This is a genomic window from Zavarzinia sp. (genome assembly GCF_049306435.1).
Taxonomy (GTDB): Bacteria; Pseudomonadota; Alphaproteobacteria; order Zavarziniales; family Zavarziniaceae; genus Zavarzinia.
Genome location: NZ_JBAQRT010000293.1, coordinates 1 through 6,155, shown reverse-complemented (window position 1 = coordinate 6,155; position 6,155 = coordinate 1). Strand labels below are relative to the sequence as shown.

Annotated in this window: 6 protein-coding genes; 2 read left to right on the top strand and 4 right to left on the bottom strand. The window is 67.9% G+C overall.

What is annotated here, in order from left to right; genetic code table 11:
* Together WAZ62_RS16355 and WAZ62_RS16350 are read right to left on the bottom strand one after the other, a co-directional pair.
* On the bottom strand, positions 1 to 699 hold a 699-nt coding region (locus WAZ62_RS16355), incomplete at its 3' end, for a patatin-like phospholipase family protein (protein WP_422644603.1).
* A gap of 8 nt (positions 700 to 707) precedes the next feature.
* Positions 708 to 1,736 (bottom strand): lipid A deacylase LpxR family protein, encoded by a 1,029-nt coding sequence (locus WAZ62_RS16350; protein ID WP_422644602.1) that lies wholly within the window; start codon positions 1,734 to 1,736, stop codon positions 708 to 710.
* A gap of 155 nt (positions 1,737 to 1,891) precedes the next feature.
* On the opposite strand from WAZ62_RS16350, the gene WAZ62_RS16345 reads away from it, so the two are divergent.
* On the top strand, positions 1,892 to 4,399 hold the full coding sequence (locus WAZ62_RS16345) for a cation:proton antiporter (RefSeq protein WP_422644601.1): 2,508 nt from the start codon (positions 1,892 to 1,894) through the stop codon (positions 4,397 to 4,399).
* Between the two features lie 3 nt (positions 4,400 to 4,402).
* Here the strand turns inward: WAZ62_RS16345 and WAZ62_RS16340 are convergent, their stop codons facing one another.
* Positions 4,403 to 5,041: an HAD-IA family hydrolase gene (locus WAZ62_RS16340; protein WP_422644600.1), complete on the bottom strand. Its 639-nt coding sequence runs from the start codon at positions 5,039 to 5,041 to the stop codon at positions 4,403 to 4,405.
* Between the two features lie 10 nt (positions 5,042 to 5,051).
* On the bottom strand, positions 5,052 to 5,717 hold the full coding sequence (locus WAZ62_RS16335; RefSeq protein WP_422644599.1) for a TetR/AcrR family transcriptional regulator: 666 nt from the start codon (positions 5,715 to 5,717) through the stop codon (positions 5,052 to 5,054).
* 145 nt (positions 5,718 to 5,862) lie between these two features.
* On the opposite strand from WAZ62_RS16335, the gene WAZ62_RS16330 reads away from it, so the two are divergent.
* Positions 5,863 to 6,155, top strand: a 293-nt coding sequence (locus WAZ62_RS16330) for a biotin/lipoyl-binding protein (protein ID WP_422644598.1), incomplete at its 3' end; no start/stop codon positions are given.

Below are 6,155 nucleotides of genomic sequence, written 5' to 3'. Positions count from 1 at the left end.
GCGCAGCATGGGGCCACCGCCGCCGCCGGCGATACGCTGCGCGTCGGGCCTCGTGATCAGGGCAAGAACATGGGTCGCCCCTTCCGCCTCGGCGAGCGCGGTCGCGACCGGCGCCGAAAGCGCCCCGTCGACCAGCATCGCCCCGCCCGGCCCCGCCACCGGCGGCCCGCCCAGCAGCGGCACCCTTGTCGAGGCGCGCAGGGCCTGCATCACCTCGCCATGGCGGCGAAAGCCGGTCAGGGCCACGGGCGCGGCATCGGCCACCCTGGTCGCCATCATGGTGAGCGGAATGGCCGATGCCATCAGACGCGCCGTGTCCAGCGGCTTGATCGCGGTCATGACGTGATCGATCAGATAATCGACATTCATCACCGGCCGCCGCCGGAACACCCGGGCGACACTGAGAAAGCGGCCGTTGTTGATATCCTCGTAGAAGATCCTCGTGCCGCGCAGGGCCTGCCCCGCCAGCAGATAGGCGCCGGCGCAGGCCCCGGCCGAGGTGCCATAGACCGCGTCGAAAGCCGGCACGAGGCCAAGATGGTCGAGCGCGGAGACCATGCCACCGGCGATGACGCCGCGCATTCCGCCGCCTTCAATGACGAGGGCAAGCCGATACCCGTCCCCCCGCGCCCCCGGCCGCGATCCGTCGCGCGACCGCGCGAGCGCGAGGGCGGCGACCGGGTCGGGAGCCTGCGCCATCCGCCGGGTCAGAAGTTGAAGGTCAGCGCGGCGCTGCCATATTCGAAGGCGTGCGGCTGTGCCTCGAATTCCTCCGACCGCTTCACATAGGTCGCGTTGAAGCGCATGCCGATGGCATAGACGACGAAGCCGACATTGAATTCGCCGACCAGCGTCTTCTTGTCGACATTGGGCGAATCCTCGAACGTGTTGCCGTCGAGGAAGACGTCGCGGGCGCTGGCCCAGCCTTCAAACCCGGTGAAGACATACCAGCCGGCGCCACGGCGGATCACCGGCACCGGCGCGCTGCCCGCCGGCCGCACCCGGGGCAGGCCGAAATCGGCATCGAGCTTGTTGCCAAGGCGCAGCAGGGCGCCCGCGCCGGCATAGGTCTGGACGTTGCCGATCGCGGCATTCACATGCGGAACAAGGTCGATGCCGATGCTGCGGGTCAGCTCCAGCGGCGGCGTGCGCCAGCGCCGCGACAGGCCGATCAGCAGGCCAGGCTCGTCCGACAGCTGCTCGTCCCAGCCCTGCGACTTGTTCGAGCCGATCAGATTGTGGGTGATGTCCTGGATCTGCTCGCCAAGAGCCGAGGGACCGACCACGCCGGCCTGGACCTCGAGCGTGTTCTGGGAATAGCGGTTCTCGGATACCGCCAGCGCCGAGAGATAGAGCCAGCCGGCATAGGGCCGGTCCTTGGGGTCCGGCGGGTTCAGGGATTCATCCGCCGGCTCGTAGATGTTCTGGCCGAGCGCCAGTTCCCAGCGGCTGCGGCCGGCCTGACCGAAGATCCACGAATTGGCCGCGACCAGCGGGGCGAAGACGAAAGCGGGCGCCGGCGCGGGCTTCGAGAAGATCAGCTTCACGCCGCTCGTGTACCATTCGTCGGTGCCGTTCAGCTTGTCGTTCTCCATGACGAGCGTGAAGCTGGCGCGGCGGGAGGTCGCCCCCGAAGCCGCCCCCGCATCGTCTGTTTCGGCACGGACCGGCGCGGTGGCCGACAGAGCCACCAGCCCCGCCAGCGCGGCAATCCCGAATATCCGTGTCAAAGCCATCTCGATACCCCCCGACAAGCGCGGCGGATGTTACGGGGCCGGGCCGCGCGGCGTCAACGGAACTACCCTCGTTTGGGACTTGCAGGCGACGTGATCTCTGTCACCCTCCCCGGACTGTTCGTCTGCTATAGCCGTCATGGGGGTACGGCACCAACATGAGCACGATTGTCGGCACTGTCTTCGCGATCGCGGGCCTGCTTGCGCTGATCAGCGTGCTGCCCGCGCTGGCCCAACGTCTGGCGGTGCCCTACAGCGTCGTCCTCGCCGTGGTCGGCATCGGCATCGGCGCCCTGTCCTCGGCGGCGGCCGCGACGGCGATCAGCGGCCCCGTTGGCGACATGCTGCTGGAATGGCGGGACTTCACGTCGAGTTCCGTCGTCTTCATGGTCGTGTTCCTGCCCGTGCTGCTGTTCGAGGCGTCGCTCGGCATCGATGTCCGCGAATTGCTGGACGATCTGTTCCCCGTGCTTCTGCTGGCCGTGGTCGCCGTGGTCGCGGCGACGGTCGCCGTCGGCGTCGCCCTGTCCTATGCCAGCCCCTTCAGCCTGATCCCCTGCCTGTTGCTGGCCTCCATCATCTCGACCACCGATCCCGCCGCCGTCGTCGCGATCTTCCGCGACCTGGGCGCGCCGCGCCGGCTGTCGCTGCTGGTCGAGGGCGAATCCGTCTTCAACGATGCCGCGGCCATCACCCTCTTCACCATGCTGATGGGCGCCCTGACCCGGGGCACCAGCCTCGACGGGTTGGACGGGCTGTGGCTGTTCCTCGAGCATTTCGCGATCGGCCTTGGCATCGGCTTCGCCTTCGGCTGGCTCGCCACCCTGGTGGTGCCTTACCTGCGCGACAATCGCCTCGCCGAACTGACCCTGACCGTCGGCGGCGCCTATCTCGCCTATATCGTGCCGGAGACCTATCTTCATGCCTCGGGCGTGGTCGCCGTCGTCGTCTTCGCCCTGACCTTCGGCGCCGTGGCGCGCCTGCGCATCGCGCCCGAGAACTGGCGCCACCTGCATCATTCGTGGCAGACCCTGGGCTTCTGGGCCAATTCGCTGATCTTCGTGCTGGCCGCCATGCTCGCCCCCAAGACGCTGGCGACCATGACCGGCGCGGATTTCGTCCTGCTGCTCGTCCTCGTCGGCTCGGCGCTGGCGGCGCGAGGGCTGGTCATCTTCGGGATGCTGCCGCTGATCACGGCGACCGGCCTTGCCCGCAAGGTGGCCCTGAGCTTCAAGGCTGTGATCGTCTGGGGCGGATTGCGCGGCGCCGTCACCCTCGCCCTTGCCCTGGCCGCGACCGAGAATCCCGATCTGCCGCCCGAGATGAAGCGCTTCATCGGCGTCCTTGCCACCACCTTCGTGCTGTGGACCCTGCTGGTGAACGGCCTCACCCTGAAGCCGCTGATCCGCCTCCTTGGCCTCGACAAGCTCTCGCCCGCCGATATCGCCACCCGCGACCGGGTGATGGCGCTCGGCCTGACCGAGGTCAAGGGCCACGCCGAACAGGTTGGCCGCAACCACCGGCTGACCGATGCGGCGGTCCGCCAGGTCACCGGCTATTACGAACGCCGCCTTGGCGAACTCGAAGTCGCGGCCAGTCTCGACACGGGCGCGCGCTGCGGCGAGGATGTGGGCAGCGCCGCCCTCGTCACCCTCGCCCGGCGCGAACAGGCGGGCTATCTCGAAATGTTCGAGGAGCGGGTGATCGGCCGCGAACTGGCCGCGCCCCTCGCCACCATGGCCAATGGCCTCGCCGATGCCGCGCGCGACGGCGGTCAGGCCGAATATCTGAAGGATTGCGCCCGGGTCACCCGTTTCCCGCCGCCCTTCCGCATCGCCCTGTTCCTGCAGCGCCGCTTTGGCTGGAACCGGCCGCTGGCGACCATTCTCGAAGCGCGGATGGAGCGGCTGCTGATCACCCAGGCCGCGCTCCGCGACCTCCAGACCTATGTCGAACACACGCTGGCGCCGGTGTTCGGCCGCGCCGCCGGCGATCTGCTGCTGCAGACGCTGGAGCTCCGCCAGAAGGGTCTCGCCGACGGGCTCGACGCGCTGAAACTGCAATATCCCGACTATGCCGCCGATCTCGAGGCACGCTATCTCGCCCGGGCCGCCATGGGCCAGGAAACCGTCGCCTATCGCCACATGCTGGAGGAAGGCGTCATCTCGCAGGAGGTGATGAACGCCCTGCTGCGCGACCTCGAAGGCCGGCGGGCACTGATCAGCCGCCCGCCCCGGCTTGACCTTCGGCTGTCGCGCGACGAACTGGTCAACCGCGTGCCGATCTTCGCCGGTCTCGGCCTCGCCCGCTGCGGCGCCGTGGGCGCCCTGATGAAACCGCATCTGGCGGTGCCCGGGGAGCGGATCATGTCGAGGGGCGAGCGCGGCGACCGGATGTATTTCATCTCGTCCGGCGCGGTCGAGGTCTCGGTCGGCGGCACGCCGATCCGGCTCGGCTCCGGCGCCTTCTTCGGCGAGATGGCCCTGTTGTTCGATCAGCCGCGCAACGCCGATGTGACCGCCCTCGGCTATTGCCAGATGCTGGAATTGTCGCGCCGCGACTTCGAGCGCCTGATGGCGTCGGACGAGTCCCTGCGGCGCACCATCACGGCGGCGGCCGAGACCAGGGCGCGCGGCCACCGCGAAGGCACGCCCGCGCCCGGCTGAACCTCAGCGCAGCGACAGGTCGAGAATGGCCTCGAGCTCGCGCAGGGCCTGATCGGCGCCATCGACCTTGATCGTGGTCATGCCCATGGCCCGCGCCGGCTTCAGGTTGATGCCGAGATCATCGAGATAGACCGCCCGGCGCGGATCGACGCCGACGATTTCGCAGGCCATTTCATAGAAGCGCGGCTCGGGCTTGCGGGCCCCCACGCGCCGGCTTTCGATCACGGCGCCGAATTCCGCCATCACCTGGCCGACCTCGGCGGCATAGACCTCGCCCGCACCCGAATCATTCACGTTGTTGGTCAGGCAGGCGGTCTTGTAATGCCGCTTCACCCTGCGCAGCGCCTCGACCATTTCCGGCCTTATCGCGCCATGGATGACCGCGACGACATCGCGGCCGCGCAACTCGTGACCGAGGGCGCGGGCCTCGGCGGCGAAGGCTTCGTCGAAACCGTCGAGATCGATTTCGCTGCGCTCGAACCTCGCCCAGGCGTTCGCATCGGGATTTTCCGCGTTGATCCGGCGGATCGTGTTGGCCGGCAGGCCGCGCGCCGCTTCCAGCGCGTTGAAGGCCTCGAACGGCGACGACAGGATGACCCCGCCGAAATCCCACAGGACGGCGTCGAAATCACGGCTCGGCATTGTTTCTCCCTCAGGCTTGCGCCGGGCGATGGGCTTTGAGAAAGACCGCCACCGCCGTATCGGCGAGGCGGGAAATGTCTGTCCTTTGCAATTGGTCGGCAAGCCCCAGCATTCGCCGAATGTGCAGGTCGCCGCGGATCATGCCGAAGAAGAGTTCGGCCGCGATGCGCGGGTCCTCGATATCGAGATCGCCGCGCGCCCGCGCCCGTTCGAGATAGGCGGTCAGGGCCGCCATCACCTTGGCCGGCCCGGCGCGATAGAAACGGGCGGCGAGATCCGGGCGCCGTCCGGCCTCGGCCATCACGAGGCGCAGGGTCTTCAACGACTGCGGGCTGGTCAGCACGCCCATGAATTCATGGGCGACGGTCGACAGCGCCGCCTCGACCCCCAGCGTGTCGAGATCGGCCGTCATCAGGCTGGCGAAACGCTCGACCGAACCTTGCGCCACCATCGCCTCGAACAGATCTTCCTTGGAGGCGAAATGGGCGTAGACCGTCGCCTTTGAAACGCCGGCCTTGCGCGCCACCGCATCCATCGAGGTGCCGGCGAAGCCCTGGTCCATGAACAGTTCGGACGCCGCCGCCATCACCTGGCGCTGCTTGACGGAAGGACTGGCGCCGCCCTCGCCTTCATCGGAAGGAGCGGTCGCCGCCGCGGATTTCGCCGTGGACATCATGATCGATAAACCTTGTCACCCGGCCGGCCCATAAGCTGCCATGCGCATGATGCATGAACTGGGGAGATGTGCGCCAACCTTGTTGGTGTTATATCAACTGAACTGAACCGTTTAGTCTAGTTTCGAAAATGCGAGAGCTGATGTCATGAAAGCGCATGTGAAGTTCGGCCTGCTGGGCCTCGTGGCGCTGGTCGCCGCCGGCTTCCTCGGCTGGCTCTACATGACGCGGCATCTGGTCAGCACCGACGATGCCTATGTCGCCGCCGACATCGCCCCGATCAGCACCAAGGTCGAGGGCACGGTGGCCGAGGTCCTGGTGACCGACAATCAGACCGTCCGCCCCGGCGACATCCTGCTGCGCATCGACGACGCCAACTACAGGGCCGAGGCTGACGCCGCCCGCGCCGCCACCGCCGCCGCCGCCGCCGATGTCGAGAC